The organism is Microlunatus sp. Gsoil 973 (assembly GCF_009707365.1).
Taxonomy (GTDB): Bacteria; Actinomycetota; Actinomycetes; order Propionibacteriales; family Propionibacteriaceae; genus Microlunatus.
The window spans coordinates 4212334-4226694 of record NZ_CP046122.1 but is presented as its reverse complement, the minus strand read 5'-3'; the positions used below and the strand labels follow the sequence as shown (position 1 = coordinate 4226694).

Annotated in this window: 10 protein-coding genes and 1 tRNA gene; 6 read left to right on the top strand and 5 right to left on the bottom strand. The window is 67.4% G+C overall.

Annotated features, from left to right (window positions below):
* Position 1: 1 nt before the first annotated feature.
* The 3 genes from GJV80_RS24660 to GJV80_RS19825 form a co-directional block, all read right to left on the bottom strand.
* The gene (locus tag GJV80_RS24660) at positions 2-1996 is read right to left on the bottom strand and encodes an AMP-binding protein (RefSeq protein ID WP_255455592.1); all 1995 of its coding nucleotides are present in this window, start codon (positions 1994-1996) and stop codon (positions 2-4) included.
* Positions 1914-2993, bottom strand: a complete 1080-nt coding sequence (locus tag GJV80_RS24655; RefSeq protein WP_255455494.1) for a 3-phosphoshikimate 1-carboxyvinyltransferase — start codon at positions 2991-2993, stop codon at positions 1914-1916. Before GJV80_RS24655 ends, GJV80_RS24660 begins: the two co-directional genes overlap by 83 nt.
* 205 nt (positions 2994-3198) lie before the next feature.
* Entirely contained in the window at positions 3199-3945 is a 747-nt protein-coding gene (locus tag GJV80_RS19825) for a hypothetical protein (RefSeq protein ID WP_154689382.1), read from the bottom strand.
* Positions 3946-4052: 107 nt separating this feature from the next.
* Here GJV80_RS19825 and GJV80_RS19820 point away from each other — a divergent pair, with 107 nt between their 5' ends.
* On the top strand, positions 4053-6155 hold the full coding sequence (locus GJV80_RS19820; RefSeq protein ID WP_154689381.1) for a glycoside hydrolase family 36 protein: 2103 nt from the start codon (positions 4053-4055) through the stop codon (positions 6153-6155).
* A 711-nt stretch (positions 6156-6866) separates the two neighbouring features.
* Here GJV80_RS19820 and GJV80_RS19815 read toward each other — a convergent pair.
* Positions 6867-6937: transfer RNA gene (locus GJV80_RS19815), tRNA-Gly, on the bottom strand.
* A 118-nt stretch (positions 6938-7055) separates the two neighbouring features.
* Between GJV80_RS19815 and GJV80_RS19810 the strand changes: the two genes are divergently transcribed.
* The 5 genes from GJV80_RS19810 (at position 7056) to ppgK (ending at position 12433) form a co-directional block, all read left to right on the top strand.
* A complete protein-coding gene (locus tag GJV80_RS19810) occupies positions 7056-7925 on the top strand; it encodes a tryptophan 2,3-dioxygenase (RefSeq protein WP_154689380.1) in 870 nt (289 codons plus the stop codon).
* A 97-nt stretch (positions 7926-8022) separates the two neighbouring features.
* Positions 8023-8667 carry a DUF1707 domain-containing protein gene (locus GJV80_RS19805; protein ID WP_230207872.1) on the top strand — a complete coding sequence of 215 codons (645 nt, stop codon included), beginning with the start codon at positions 8023-8025 and terminating at the stop codon, positions 8665-8667.
* A 43-nt stretch (positions 8668-8710) separates the two neighbouring features.
* Positions 8711-9202: a PH domain-containing protein gene (locus tag GJV80_RS19800; RefSeq protein ID WP_154690395.1), complete on the top strand. Its 492-nt coding sequence runs from the start codon at positions 8711-8713 to the stop codon at positions 9200-9202.
* A gap of 143 nt (positions 9203-9345) precedes the next feature.
* Positions 9346-11541: a PH domain-containing protein gene (locus GJV80_RS19795; protein WP_195909028.1), complete on the top strand. Its 2196-nt coding sequence runs from the start codon at positions 9346-9348 to the stop codon at positions 11539-11541.
* Positions 11542-11587: 46 nt separating this feature from the next.
* A complete protein-coding gene (ppgK, locus tag GJV80_RS19790) occupies positions 11588-12433 on the top strand; it encodes a polyphosphate--glucose phosphotransferase (RefSeq protein ID WP_154689377.1) in 846 nt (281 codons plus the stop codon).
* Between the two features lie 28 nt (positions 12434-12461).
* Here ppgK and argS read toward each other — a convergent pair whose 3' ends face one another.
* A complete protein-coding gene (argS, locus tag GJV80_RS19785; protein WP_154689376.1) occupies positions 12462-14099 on the bottom strand; it encodes an arginine--tRNA ligase in 1638 nt (545 codons plus the stop codon).
* Between the last annotated feature and the right edge of the window lie 262 nt (positions 14100-14361).

The following is a 14361-nucleotide window of genomic DNA, read 5'->3' as shown; positions in this document are numbered from 1 at the left end:
TCTACTTCCCTTCCACACGCTGGGGCTTCAGACCCCTGGCCTGCTCCCGGAGCAGGAACTTCTGGATCTTACCGGCAGCGTTGCGCGGCAGAACGTCGATCAGCTCCAGCCGCTCCGGCCAGTAGTACTTGGCGACCTGGTGATCATCGAGATAGCTGATCATCTCCTCGAAGCCGATCTTCGCGCCCGGCTTCGCCACGACGAACGCGCACGCCCGCTCACCGAGACGCTCGTCGGGCATTGCGACCACGGCGACGTCGTCGATCTCGGGGTGGTCGTAGAGCAGGTTCTCGATCTCGGCGACCGGGATCTTCTCCCCGCCACGGTTGATCACGTCCTTGACCCGGCCGGTGATCCGGATGTAGCCGGACTCGTCGATGATGCCCAGGTCGCCGGTCTTGTACCAGCCGTCGGTGGTGTAGGCCTGGGCAGTCAGGTCGGGACGGTCCAGATAGCCCTGGAAGTTGGTCGGCGACAGGATCTCGAAGTTGCCCTCGGTCCCCGCGGCCTGGACGACGCCGTTCTCGTCGGTGATCCGCAGTTCGATGCCCTCCAGCGGTCGCCCGTCGGTGCCCCAGACCTTCACCGGCTCGTCGGTCGGGGCACTCAGCGCACCCAGGCAGGTCTCCGTCGTACCGAAGGCCCCGCAGACCGCGGTGCCCAGCACCCGGGTGGCCCGTTCGGCCAGGCCGCGGGGCACGGCGGCACCGGTGGCGACGAAGATCCGCAGCTTCTCGGGAGCTTCCTCCCCGGCCTCGACCGCCTTGACCAGATCGGCCAGGAACGGCGTGGCGGCCTGAACGAAGGTGCCCTCACCCTCGCGCAACGCCTGCAGTGCGCGGCGGGGTTCCCAGACGGACTGGATGATCTGCGGGACGCCGAGCACCATGGCCAACCACATGCCGTAGAGGAATCCGGTCTGGTGGGCCAGCGGGCTGGGGATGTAGACGGTGTCGGAGGCGTCGAGGCCAAGGTGTCGGATCTCCATCGACGCTGCCCGGGACAGCGTGCCACCGGTCATCAACGAGCCCTTGGGTTCCCCGGTGGTGCCGGAGGTGAAGAGCAGCTGGGCGGTCTGGTCCGGTGTCGGCTTGCGCTCGGCGAGCGCCTGCTCGTCGACCTCACCCTGCAGCAGATCGCTCCAGTCGTGCCAGGAGACGTCGCCCGGCGACCAGTCCGCACCGATCTGCACATCACCGGGCAGCACCACGACGTGAGCAAGATCATCGGGAATCGCGCCGAAATCGCCGTTCACGATTCCGGCGATCTCCTCGGCGTGAGCACGGCCGCGGAAGGTGTCCGGCACGAAGAGCACCCGTGCCTTGGCCCGTCGCAGCATGAACGCGATCTCCCGTTGCCGGAAGATCGGCATCAGTGGACAACAGACCGCGCCGATCCGCATGGTGGCCAGCGCGATGATCACGAACTCGGTCCAGTTCGGCAGCTGCAGCGCGACCGGCTCGCCTGGCTGCACGCCGAGCCTGATCAACTGCGAGGCCACCCGGTCGACCTGTTGATCAAGTTCGGCCCAAGTGATCTTCGCTGTTGTCCGCGGCCGGGCATCGATCACCGCGACATCATCGGGGCGCTCGGTCGCCCAGCGCTTCAGCCAATCGGACAGTGTGAACTCGGCGGCAAGATCAGGATTGCCGGCCTCGCCGGGCAACTGCCGATGGGTCCGCGCGGCCCGGCTCGGGCGACCACCCTCGACCGACATCGGGATGCCGAAGCTGTTCATCGCTTCCAGATAGGCCGGATAGGAGATCCGGTACGCGTTCGGATAGGTCAGCGTTGAGTCACCGTCTGCGGTCGAAGCTGCAATGGCCAGCGACATCAGCACCCGGTGATCATTGAAGGACGACAGCTTGGCGCCGTGCAGCCGCTGAATGCCGCGAACCCTCAGTACGTCGCCGTCAAGATCGAGGTTGCCGCCCATCTGGTTGAGCTGAAGCATCGCCGAGACCCGGTCGGACTCCTTGAGCCGGACGTGGGCGATGTTGCTGAACGTCGTCTCGCCGTCTGCGAAGGGAGCCCATCACCGACAGGATCGGCAGCATGTCGGGAATGCCCCGGCAGTCGATGTCGGCCGGCGTGAGTCGGATCCCGTCGTGGGCGATCCGTACGCCCTCGTCGGTCAGCTCCATCGGCACACCCATCTGCTTGGCGATGTCCAGGAAGTGCACCTCGGGATGGTCGGCGGGACCGCCGGACAGCTGGTTCATCCCGCGCAACAGGATGTCGGAGGGATGCAGCGCCGCCGCGGCGATGCCGAAGGCGGCCGAGCCGATGTCCGGGGGCATCACCAGGTCGCAAGGAGTGGCTTCCTGATTGGGTTCGATCTCGAAACGCCGCCAGTCCGGGGCGTAGCTGACCTTGAGGCCGAACTGCTTCATCATCTCGACCGTCAGCTCCAGGTACGGCTGCTCGTTGAGCTCGCCCTCGACCTCGATCACCGTCTTGCCGGTGGCGAAGGGAGCCAACAGGATCAGTCCGGAGATCCATTGCGACAAGGTTCCGGCGATGGTCACGTGGCCGCCGGTGGGCCGCTTCGCGGCGACACTGATCGGCGGGCAGTCGTTGGCCGACTCGAGCTCGACGCCCATCTGCTGCAATGAGCGGAGCAGCGGTCCCACCGGACGGCGCTGGAAGTATTTCTGCCCGGTGACCACGACGGGCTTCTCGGACAGCGATGCCAGGCCGATCATGAAGTAGAGGGTCGTCCCTGAACTGCCCGCCGAGACGCTGTCCCGAACCGGCCGGTACGGTCCGCCGTGAACGATGAAGGTGTCGCCCTCGACGTCGATCCGGGTGCCGAGCCCACGGAGCAGTCCGACCGTGTATTGCACGTGCCGGGCGTCGGAGAGTCCGGTGATCCGGCTGACGCCGGGCGCCAGCGACGCGAGGATCAGGGCACGGTGGGCGTGATACTTCGAATTCGGTACCAGTGCTTCGCCGGTCAGCCGGCCGTGGGTCCCTTTGACGAGTAGATGCATCGAGATCGACTCCTGTGGTTCGCCGATAGGGCAGACCCGGGCCTCAGCCCGGACCTGGGCATTTTAGCGACCGATCGTGCGCTAAGCCCAGGGGTGAAGATACGCCTTTCTCCGTCTGAGGTGAACCCGGGGTCACGGAGTGTCGGACGGTTCAACCGATCAACCCGGGTCGCCAGGGGTGTGGAGCCGCGCCGTCGCGGGAGGGTCAGCTCGGCAGGTCACCCGCCCCGCCAAGCGGCGCAAGCGCGGGCAGCAGAACCTCTGCCGCCGGCGGGTCCACCGCCTGCAGTTCGGCCCTGGCGGCCCGCAGCAGCTCGCGGGTTGCGCGGCGAAGCTCGGTCCGGCTGACCGACCCGACCAGGGTCGACCCCAGAGCGGTGCGCAGGTCATATGGCAATAGGTGGGCTCCCTTGCCGTACGCGGTCGGCAGGCCATGACGCCGACAGGCCGATTCGATGATCAGCTCCCGCGCCGCGCCGATCCAGTAGGCAGCCTGCAGACCGTGTCCGCGTTCCGTCGCAGTCCGGGCGTGCAGCAGGTGGTGCCACAGATACCCGGTCCAGGTGCGTACGTCGACGACCGGGGACTCCTCCCGCTGATCAATCGGGTCGCCGAAAATCGTCCGCCAACTGTCGGCACGCGGCCCCCACTGACCCGTCGGGGCGAAGCCGAGATCGACCTCGAGGAGTCCGGGCAGCAGGAACACCCGGTAGATCCAGTCCGCTGCCGGCAGATCCCAGTGGTGCAGTGCGCCGAACTCCTCGATCATAATCCGGGTCCAACGGTCGAGCACGGCCGCCAGGTCGTGATCACCGACGCCGAGTGCCAGGTCCAGGTCCGACCAGCTGTCCGCTGCTCCGGTCGCGCCGGACCCGGTGATCGCCGCGCCGATGATCACCGGATCGTTCGCTGCCAGCCGAAGCAGCCGATCGCGTACCTCGTCCCGGTGCATGGAACCGACGATAGACGAGCATCTGCGAGGTCAAGCACCGTGTGTCACACCGCGGTGTCGCCCCCGCCCGCTACCCCGCCGCGCGGAGATGATGATCTTGCCCTAGCGTGGGCGATGTGGTGATCACCTGGGACAACGGCACAACGGTTCTGCGGTTCGACGGAGGCGAGGACGGACCGATCCGGCTGGTCGACCTACACGACGTCGGCGAGCCATCCGGATCCACTGAGCGCGCCGGGCAGCCACTGGTGGAGATCCTGACGCCGCGCTGGGGCAACCAGACCTGGGGCACCGGCGCCCGGCACACCGGCACGCATCTCGGCAGCCGGCTGCGCTACGTCTCGCACTCCGCCGACGGACAGTCGGAGTTGGCCATCACCCAATCGGACCCGGAGTCGGGGCTGGTGGTGATCAGCCGGTTCAGTAGCTTCCCGGGGGTCGCGGCCGTCCGGTCCCAGACCGAGGTGTCGATGCCCCGAGGAGCGGAGCCGATGATCCTCTGGGCGGTCACCAGTCTGGCGACGTCGGCGGTGGTCAGCCAGGACGCGAACAACCTCGACGTGTGGTCGGCAGCCTCCAGCTGGGCGGCTGAGAACCGCTGGTCGACCCAGCCACTGCGGGCGCCCGCGCTCTCCCGGATCGACGCCTCGGCCCGCGGCGAGACCATTCGGGACGCCGTCGTGACCTCGTCCATCGGGACCTGGAGTTCGGGCGCCGTCAACCCTGCCGGAGCCGTACGCAATCGAGTCAGCGGCCGCACACTGGCCTGGCAGATCGAGCACAACGGCGGGTGGCTGGCCGAGGTCGGCGAGCTGCGATCCGATCATGGTCCGAGCGCGTACCTTGCATTGCTCGGTCCGACCGACGTCCGGCATCACTGGTCGTTCACGGTGGATGCCGATCACAGCTTCACCTCTGTCCCGGTCACCATCGCGGTGGCAGACACCATGGACGACGCGTTCGGACGACTGGCGGACCACCGGCGGTCCGCCCGTCGTGACCATCGGCAGAACAGCACGCTGCCGGTGATCTTCAACGACTACATGAACACGTTGATGGGTGATCCGTCCGAGGACAAGTTGCTGCCACTGATCGACAGTGCGGCCGAGTCCGGTGCCGAATACTTCTGTATCGATGCCGGCTGGTACGACGACACGGCCGGCTGGTGGGCCAGTGTCGGAGACTGGGAGCCGTCGACGGTCCGCTTTCCACGGAGTTTGCGGTTCGTCCTCGACCACATCAGGGACCGCGGCATGGTGCCGGGACTGTGGATGGAGCCCGAGGTCGTCGGCACCACGAGCCGGGCGGCAGAGGCCCTACCGGATTCGGCGTTCCTGCAGCGCGGCGGCGTACGCATCCGGGAACGCGACCGATACCTGCTCGATCTGCGCAGCCCCGATGCGGTGGCCCATCTGGATTCGGCCGTCGATCGACTGATCAATGATCTTGGTGTCGGCTACTTCAAGTTCGACTACAACGTGACGCCCGGCGCGGGCACGGACCTCGATGCGCCCTCGGTCGGTCACGGCCTGTTGGAGCACAACCGGGCGCAGCTGCGCTGGCTGGACGCCCTGCTGGACCGGCATCCGGAGTTGATCATCGAGAACTGCGGATCCGGGGCCATGCGCTCGGATTTCGCGATGCTCTCCCGGCTCGCCCTGCAGTCGACGTCGGACCAGGAGAACCCGCTCCTCTACCCGGCGATCGCCGTCGGCGCACTGGCGCACATCCTGCCCGAACAGGCCGGCAACTGGGCGTACCCGCAGCCCGACATGTCCGACGAACTGATCATCTTCACGACGTGCACCGGGCTCGCCGGACGGCTGTACCAGTCAGGGCCGTTGGATCGGCTGTCGGCTGCGCAGCGCGCGCTGGTGAGCTCCGGGATCGCCGTCCACAAAGAACTCCGCGAGGATCTTGTCCGGTCGACTCCCCGCTTCCCGACCGGTCTGCCCCGTTGGGCCGAGCCCTGGACCACGATTGCCTTGGATGCCGACGACGTCGCGTATCTGATCGCCTGGCGGCAGGCGGACGCCGCCGAGAACGTACGCCTGGATCTTTCCGGGCTGGCCCGGCAGCCGCAGGCCGTCGAGCAGCTCTACCCGGAACCCGGGATCGTCGCCGATTGGGGTACGACCCTCGACGGGACACAGCTCGAACTCCGGGCGCCGACGGGCCCCGCCGCTCGGCTCTACCGGATCACCGGGTAACCCGGGCACAGCGCCGATGCTCTCGTCCGATCCACACCGCAACGCGCTCGTCGCCCGCCTCGCTCGTCGCCGCACCCTTTGCTCGTCGCCGCACCAGTAGATCGACCGCACCAGCAGCCCGGCCGCACGAGCAGCTCGGCCGCACACCCTTTACTCCGCGCCGCACCGGTAGATCGGCCGCACCAGTAGCACGGCCGCACCAGCAGCTCGGCCGCGCACCCTTTACTCCGCGCCGCACCGGTAACTCGACCGCGCACCGGCTGCAACGGGTGCGCGGTCGAGTTACCGGTGCGCCGCCGAGTAAACGGTGCGAGGACGAGTAAACGGTGCGCCGCCGAGGATGTACTGCGGCGATCTCCGAATCAGCGGCTCAACCGCGACGATCGATTCGCGATCCCGACCGACGATCCCGACCGACGATCCCGACCGACGATCCGGCGGCCTCGACCCGGCGACGCCGACCGCCATCCCCGATCCCGAGTTCTTCCCCGTTCCCGAAAGTCAAGGTTTGACCGTACGGCTCCGACACGCCGGGGCGGACCGCCACACGATCAACGTTTGACCTTGCGGGGGCGGGTCGGACGCACAGGTAGGCGTACGAGACGGAGGGGCCAAGGATGGCCGGCGCCCACCAGACTGATCGACGACGCCACGGATGGCGGCGACACGCCGCCCAGATTAGGGATTTTGTGACCCCTCGGCGGAAGAGGGAGCGGGTGACGGGAGTCGAACCCGCCTCTCGACCTTGGGAAGGTCGCGTTCTACCGATGAACTACACCCGCACGCAGCACTGACTGCGGCCTCGGAGTCTACACAATCCGGGCGGCCGATGCCCGATCACCGCCGGGCGTCGCCCGGCGCCTGCTGGACTGGGCCGAGGCCCGGCGACAAGATGGGGTGATGATCGGCGACGCACCAGCGAACCAGCGACCGTTGGAGGACGGGATCGACCGGGAACCCGGACGGCTGTCCTACGCCGAATACCTGCACCTGGACGAGATCCTGGGTGCCCAGCATCCGCGCTCCCGCCCCGTGCACCACGACGAGTTGCTGTTCATCATCCAACACCAGACCAGCGAGCTGTGGCTGAAGTTGATGTTGCACGAACTGGTCAGCGCCCGCGACGGATTCCGCACCGACCAGATCCCGCTGGCGCTCAAACGGCTGGCCCGCGTCAAACACATCCAGCACACGCTCACCGACCAGTGGTCGGTCCTGTCCACCCTGACGCCCAGCGAATATCTGGAGTTCCGCGACTTCCTGGCGACCTCGTCCGGCTTCCAGTCCTATCAGTACCGGGCCGTGGAGTTCATCCTCGGCAACAAGAACGCCGAGATGATCGCTGTCTTCAGTCATGATCAACAGGCGGAGGCGAAGCTGATGGCGCTGCTCGAGTCGCCGAGCCTGTACGACGAGTTCGTGCGGCACCTGGCACGACAGGGTTATCCGGTGCCGGACTCGGTGTTGGCCCGCGACGTCAGCCGGGCCTACCGGCAACACGACGAGTTGCTGGAGACGTTCAAGATCATCTACTCCGATCCGCCCCGGCACTGGTCGGCCTATGAGACCTGCGAGGAACTGATCGACGTCGAGGACAACTTCCAGCAATGGCGCTTCCGGCACCTCAAGGTCGTTGAGCGGACCATCGGTCACAAGGTCGGCACCGGCGGTTCCAGCGGAGTCGACTTCCTGCACGCCGCCCTCGAACTGACGTTCTTTCCCGAGCTGTACGCCGTGCGGACGATACTGGAGCCGCCTTCGCGCCGGTGACACCCACCGCGGGACACCACCCATCCGTCCCTGAAGCAGACCCGGAACCGGGTTCAAATCCTCGCGCCGACCGAACCGTCCCGGCTACCTTGGGATGGTGACCACGCCCCAGCCCGAATCCCAGGTTCCGACACCCCAGCAGGGAGTGCAGCCGGGGGCTTTGCGCGCCTCCGACGCCGACCGTGACCAGGTCGCCAACGTGCTCAGCACCGCGTACGCCGAAGGCCGGCTGACCCGCGAGGAGCACGACGAGCGCCTCAGCCAGGTGATGGCAGCCAGGACGTTCGAGGAATTGATCCCGCTCACCCAGGATCTGGTCTTCACCGGCGCGCCGGCCCCTGCGGTCGGGCAGCAGCAGGACAACCGGATCGACACCAGCGGAGCCGATCCGACGCCCGACCGGATGGTCGCCGTCTTCGGCGGCACCACCCGCAAGGGACGCTGGCGGGTTCGCCGCAGGATCGAGGCGTACGCCCTGTTCGGCGGCCAGGACCTCGACATGCGGGAGGCGGTCTTCGAAAGCCCGGTGACCGAGATCAGCGGCTTCTGGTGCTTCGGCGGCATGGAGGTCAAGGTTCCTGAGGGCGTCGAGGTGCAGGACCAGACGATGGGCATCTTCGGCGGCACCGACATCTCCAAGGTCGGCGACCCGGCGCCCGGCGCACCGGTGCTGATCATCAAGGGCGTCGCCCTGTTCGGCGGGGTCAGCGTGAAGGGCGGGGCCAAGCGGACCAACCGCTGACCCGGCCCGGCCCGGCGTCGTGAACAATGGGCGGGTGAGCACCATGGAGGAGTTGTTCGCCACGCCCGGCGCGCCCTGGCAGCGACTTTCGCCGAACTACCGCTCGATGCGGCGCCTGACCTCGGTGATCGGCATCGGCGTCGTCTTCCTTGCCGGTGCGCTGATCGCCGGCCTGGCCGCAGGACTGTGGTGGCTGGCGGGCGTCATCATCGTCGTCGGCGCCGCGATCCTGGTCGCCCGGTGGATCGTCGTCGGCCGCAACTGGGCGTCCTGGGGCTACCTGGAGCGGGAGGAGGACCTGTACATCACCAACGGCGTGCTCTTCCGGACCATGGTCACCGTCCCGTACGGCCGGATGCAGTTGGTCGAAGTGCGCAGCACACCGCTGCAGCGGGCCTACGGCCTGGCCACGGTGCAGCTGGTCACCGCCAGCGCGTCGACCGACGCGGCGATCCCCGGTCTGTTGCCCGAGGAGGCCGCCCGGTTGCGAGACCGGTTGAGCGAGCTGGGTGAGGCCAGGGCGTCGGGTCTATGACGTCTCCGCCTCCGTCTCCGTCCCGGCCGCCGGCCGCGTCGCAACCCCCGTCACCGGCCCGCCTTCCGCCCTCCCCGACGGCCCCACGCGTCAAGGAGACCGCCCGGCCTCATCCGCTCACCCCGCTGATCCGCGGTTGGGTGGTGTTGCTGGTGATCGTGTTCGGTGTCGGGCGGCAACTGGTCCCCGACGGTAGCGGCGAGTCGCCGATCAAGGATCTGCTCCGGCTCGGCTTCGGTTGGCTGGTGCTGATCGTCTTCGGCATCGTCGTGCTCGCCGCGGCGGCGGGCTTCGTCACCTGGTACTTCACGCGGTTCGTGATCGACGACGACGAGCTGCGGGTGGAGACCGGCTGGCTGGCCAAACGCTCCCGCCGGATCTCGTTCGAACGGATCCAGTCCGTCGACATCGTGCAGCCGTTGGCGGCGCGCGTCTTCGGCCTGGTTGAGTTGCGGATCGAGGCCGGAGCCGGGGACAGCAGGACGACCCTGCGCTATCTGACCCGGCAACACGGCACCCAGATCCGGGACTACCTGCTGGCCAGGGCACACGGCGACCGGGTGACGATGGCCGGCTCGTCGACGCTGCCCCGGGCCAGCGCGCTGACCGACCTCAGCGCATCGGAACGGAGACTGGTCACCATCACGCCGGCTCGACTGATCGCCGGTTTCGTCCTGTCCACCGAGTTCCTGTGGACGATCATGGTGTTGATCGTCCTGCTCATCGTCGGCGCCGTCCTCGGCCAGCCGGTGGTCAGCCTGGCCGGCCTCATCCCGATGGTCTTCGCGGGGTTCGGTCTGGTCAGCCGGCGGGTGGCCGCCCAGTTCAACTACACCCTCGCCGAATCCTCCCGAGGTCTGCGGATCACCCGCGGGCTGACCAACCTGACCAGCCAGTCGCTGCCGTTGAACCGGATCCAGGGCGTACGCATCGCCCAGCCGATCCTCTGGCGACCCTTCGGGTGGTCCCGGGTGGATATCGATGTGCTGGGTTACGGCGCCAGCAGCGGACGCGACGAGAACCGTACCGACGTCTCTAGCATCCTGTTGCCCGTCGCCGACGACGCCCAGGTCAGGACGGCGTTGACCCGGGTGCTACCCGGTGCGGATCTGGACCGGCTCGACCTCCATCCGTCGCCGCGGCGGGCGCGGTTGATCCGCTGGTTCGACGGCTGGACGCTGCGTTACGGCTGGAACGCGGCCGTGATCGTCAGCCGTCACGGGTTCCTGAACCGCAGCACCGACCTGGTGCCCCACGCCAAGGTGCAATCGGTGCGCATCACCCGCGGTCCCCTGCAGCGCTGGCTGCGGCTGGCCAGTGTGCACGTCGACACCCCACGCGGTCCGGTCGACCTGGTGGCCCATCACCTGGATCCCGCCGACGCGCGGTTGCTGGCGCTCAGCGAACTGGATCGGGCACGCGCGGCCCGCCGGGTGGCACCGACGGCTCCCGGTGACATCCCGGTTCTGGAGCGGTTCGGGATCGTCGGCGTCGCGCCGCTGGGTGCCGGCGGCGAGTCAACGGTGTATCCGCTCGGCATTGATCAGGTCCTGCGGCTCTACAAGGATGATCATCGAGCGGCGGCGGCGATGGTCCGACAACTCCGCCCTGCCTATGACACCTTCGCCCGCCACGACCTGGGCTTCCGCACTCCGTTGATCATCGAATCGGGCGAACTGTCCGGCCGGACCTACACCGTCGACCGGCGGATACCCGGTACGTCGTTGTCCGCCTGGCTGCCCACGGCAACCCCGGAACTCCGACGCCAGGCGTTGCTGCAGTTTCTCCAGGTCGCCGGCCGGATCCAGGAATTGCCCTTGCCTGCCGACGGATTCGGCCGGATCTTCGGTGAGGATCCGCGACGCTTCCCGACGCTCGGAGCGCTGCTGGAGGATCAACTGTGGACCGCCGTACGACATACCAAGGAATGGCTGGATCGTGATCTTCCGACGGAAGCCGTCGATCGGGTGATCGCCGAAGTCCGTGACCGGCAGTGCGCGCCCCGGCTGGTGCACGGCGACTACTTCCCCGGCAATGTGTTCGTCGATGTGCTGCCCGACGGCAGCCCGATGATCAGCGGCGTCGGTGACTTCAGCCCGCACACCCTGGCAGCCGATCCGGTGATGGATATCGCGGGTGCCATCACGTTGATGGGCCTGGAGGGCGCCCCCGGCGTGCAGGAGGACCAGGCGTACCTCCACCGCCAGGCGATGATGTTGTACGGCAACCGGATGCCGGATATCGCACACTGGCTCGACGTCTACCGGCGCTACTACGCGATCTATTACGCATCTGATCCGGCCGTCTACCCGCACGCGCTGGCCGAACTCGGCGCCTGATCCCGGTGGCTCACCGTACGGCGTCCCGGTTGGTTACGCTGCTGCCATGACCGACGCAGGAGCCGAAACCACGCCGTCGCATCAGGATCGTCCGGTTCTGGGCATCGACATCGGTGGCAGCGGCATCAAGGGCGCCCCCGTTGATCTTGCGACCGGTGAGCTGGTCGCCGACCGGGTCCGGTTCGAGACGCCGTCGGAATCGACGCCGGAGAACGTTGCCAAGGTGGTCCGGGACGTGGTCGACGCCTTCGCCGAGGTGATCGGCGAAGGGCCGATCGGGATCACCATCCCGGCGGTGGTCACCCATGGCGTCACCCGGTCCGCGGCCAACATCGACAAATCGTGGATCAACCATCCCGCCGAGAAGACGTTCGAAAACGTTCTGGGCAGGGACATCGTCCTGGTCAATGACGCCGACGCCGCCGGCGTCGCCGAGGTGAAGTACGGCGCCGCGAAGGATCATCCCGGTCTGGTGCTGCTGACCACACTCGGTACCGGGATCGGCAGCGCACTGATCCACCACGGAGTACTGGTGCCCAACACGGAGTTCGGGCACATCGAGATCGACGGCCACGACGCCGAGTCGCGTGCCTCGGCCAAGTACAAGGAAGACAAGGGTCTTTCCTACAAGGCCTGGGCGAAGAAGAGTCTGCAGCGCTACTACTCGGTGCTGGAGTCGCTGATCTGGCCGGACCTTATTGTGGTCGGCGGCGGCGTCAGCCGGAAGGCCGAGAAGTTCCTGCCGCTGCTGACACTGAACGCCGAGATCGTTCCGGCGAAGCTGCAGAACCAGGCCGGCATCGTCGGTGCGGCGTGGCTTGCCAACGACTACGCCACCCACCGGAACGAGCCGATCACCAATGCCGTGGTCGACCCGAACGGCGGCGCCTGACCGCTATCGGCGGATCACCCGATCGGTATCACATTCGGTCGGGCGCCTGGATGCCGAGGAGGTCCAGGCCGGTGGCCAGCACCCGCTGGGTTGCCAGGCAGAGCGCGAGCCGGGAGGCGCGTACGTCACCCTCGGACCTGAGCACGGGGCACTGCTCGTAGAAGGTCGAGTACGCCACCGCAACGTCATGCAGGTAACCGCAGAGCCGATGCGGTTGGAGCGTTTGCGCGACCTCCTCGACGACCTCGCCGAGGCGAGGAAGCAGCAGGGCGAGCGCCTGCTCGGCCGGCTCGTCCAGCACGGTGATCTTCTCCGGTAGGGCGATGCCTTCTGCCTCGGCCTTGCGAAGCACCTGATGGGTGCGGGCATGGGCGTACTGCAGGTACGGTCCGGTGTTGCCGGTGGTCGCCACCATCCGGTCGATGTCGAAGACATAGTCCTTGTTGAGACCGCTGGACAGGTCGGCGTACTTGATCGCCGCGAGGGCCACAGCGGGTGCCGCCTTCTCTTCCGCCGCATCCAGCAGGTCGACGAGCTTCATCGTCCCGCCTTCCCGGGTGCGGAGCCGCTTGCCGCCCTCGCCCAGGACCAGCCCGTAGCGTACGTGTTCAGCCGAGACGCCGGGCGGCAGGAAGCCGGCCTTTGTGGCGACCGCGAAGACCTGATCGAAGTGGAAGGACTGCTCGGCGCCGACGACGTAGATGATCCGATCCGCATGCAGGTCCTGGACGCGGTGACGGATGGCGGCGAGATCGGTGGTGGAATAGCCGTAGCCACCGTCGGACTTCCGGATGATCATGGGCGCGTTGAAGCCCTCGACGAAGACACAGAGGGCGCCCTGGTCGATCACCGCGGTGCCGTTGTTCTCCAACTCCTGGACGACCTTGGCCAGATCGTCGTTGTAGCTGGACTCCCCGGCAAGATGATCATCGTTGAGTCTGACGCCCAGCCGCGCATAGACGGCGTTGAAGGCCGCCTTGGAGATCTCGATCAGCTGCCGCCAGATGGCCAGAGTCTTTTCGTCGCCGGACTGCAGCAGCACGACCCGCTTGCGGGCCAGGCGGGCGAACTCCTCATCGGTCTTGAAGCGCTCCGAGGCCCGCCGGTAAAGGTCCTCTGCCGAGACCAGATCCAGGGCCATCGGGTCGATGCCCTCTGCCAGGATCTCCTCGACGAGCAGGCCGAACTGGGTTCCCCAGTCGCCGATGTGGTTCTGCGGGATGACCGTGTGTCCCAGCACGGTCAGCACCCGATTGAGACTGTCGCCGATGATCGTCGACCGCAGGTGGCCGACGTGCATCTGCTTGGCCACATTGGGTGCGGAGTAGTCGATCACCACGACCTTCGGGTCGTCGGTCTGCGCCACGCCGACCCGATCGTCGACGAGTTGTTCCGATGCGGCGGATGCCAAGGTCTCGGCCTTGAGCCGCAGGTTGATGAAACCGGGGCCGGCGAGTTCGGGCGGTTCGGCGATGTCGGCCAGCTCCAGCCGGTCGATGATCGCGCTCGCCACCTCGCGCGGCGGTTTGCCCTCCTGCTTGGCCAGACGCAACGCAACGTTGGACTGGAAATGGCCGAACTGGGGTTTGGTGGCCGGCCGCAGCTCGGGATCTATCCCGGTGACCGCCTGGATCCGGGCGCTGAGCGTCTGCTGAAGGGAGGACATGATGCACCAAGTATCTCACCCGCCGGCCACCCGATTCCGCCACCGGGCGGGAGGTCCCTGGCCGGGGGTCTCTGGCCGGGGGTCCCTGGCCGGGGGGTCCCCTGGCCGCGCCCCTCCTCGGAAGGTCAAAGTTTGACCGTACGGCTCCGACACGCCGACGTGGAAAGCCGCACGCGCAAACTTTGAGGTTCGCGAACGGGGCGAGACGGGCTTGGAAACCGGTTGGGCGCGGTGAGGGGAGGGCCGCTCCCGGCACCGCCCG